This window comes from Amycolatopsis sp. NPDC000009 (genome assembly GCF_055563465.1).
Window position 1 is genome coordinate 1 of sequence record NZ_JBVHDI010000046.1, and the last position, 1,306, is coordinate 1,306.

1 protein-coding gene is annotated in these 1,306 nt (G+C 68.6%); it reads right to left on the reverse strand.

What is annotated here, in order from left to right; genetic code table 11:
- On the reverse strand, nucleotides 1–1,168 hold a 1,168-nt coding region (locus ACZ3HL_RS44760; RefSeq protein WP_465538057.1), incomplete at its 3' end, for an IS30 family transposase.
- Between the last annotated feature and the right edge of the window lie 138 nt (nucleotides 1,169–1,306).

Sequence of the window (1,306 nt, forward strand, 5' to 3'; positions counted from 1 at the left end):
TGGTGAGGAGTGTAGTGAGGCGCTCGGCTGGGGTGTCCCAGTCGAGCGTTTTGCGTGGGCGGCGGTTGAGTTGGGCGGCGACGGCGGCGAGGTGTTCGGGGGTGTGGACGCTGAGGTCGGTGCTTTTGGGGAAGTACTCGCGGAGCAGGCCGTTGGTGTTCTCGTTGGAGCCGCGTTGCCAGGGTGCGTGGGGGTCGCAGAAGTAGACGGGCATGTCGGTGGCGATGCTGAATTCGTGGTGACGGGCCATTTCGGCGCCTTGGTCCCAGGTCAGGGAGCGGCGCAGGTGGTCGGGCAGGGTGCTGATGGTGGTGATGAGTGCGTCGCGGACGTGTTCGGCGGTGCGGGATTGTCCGAGGTGGACGAGCATGACGTAGCGGGTGGTGCGTTCGACGAGGGTGCCGATCGCGGATGCCCCGTTCTCGCCGATGATGAGGTCGCCTTCCCAGTGGCCGGGGACGGCGCGGTCGTCGGCCTCGGCCGGGCGGTCACTGATCATCACCATGGGTGCGGTGAACCGGGGTTGGCGTTGCTCGCCGGTGTTGCGGGGTTTGCGGCGGGTGCGGCCGGTGCGTAGCGCGGCCTTGAGTTCGCGGCGCAGCTCACCGCGGCCTTGGACATACAAGGCTTGATAAATGGTTTCGTGGGCCACGTGCAGCTCCGGCTGGTCGGGGTGATCACGGCGCAGCCGATTGCTGGCTTGTTCGGGGCTGCACCGGTCATCCAGCATGTCCTGGATCCGGTCCCGCAACTCGGGTGTGGTCGCGATCTTGCCCGGTTTGGGCCGGGGCCGGCGTGCTTCGGCGCGGGCTTGGGCGGAACAGGGAAGATACTCACCGCTGCCGGGATCGGCGTTGCGAGCCAGCTCCCGGCTGACCGTCGAGGCCGGACGGCCGATCCGGCGGCCGATCTCCCGGGGACCATGCCCGGCTCGCGTCAGATCAGCGATCAGCAACCGCTCGTCGCGGGACAGAAACCGGGTGGCCGGAACCCGCGCCCCGCCGGCCCGCGGACGGCCCGCGGACGGAGACTCCGGCACCGACGGACACGACGGCGGGGCGGAAGACCTGCCGGTCTTCCGCCCCGCCTGACTCACACGTCCCTGCCGCCACCGATGCCCCGTCCGGCGGTTGACCCCCACGACCCGGCACGCCTGCGCAGTGCCCATCCCTTGCGCCACAAGATCAAGATAAGCCCGGCGCTCGGCCAACAGCTTCCTCGGCCCTTGCGGCGACCGATCTCCACGGATCTCGAACAACACAACCCCTGAACAAGCCAGGTGTTGCAACCACCACTAGAACCCAAG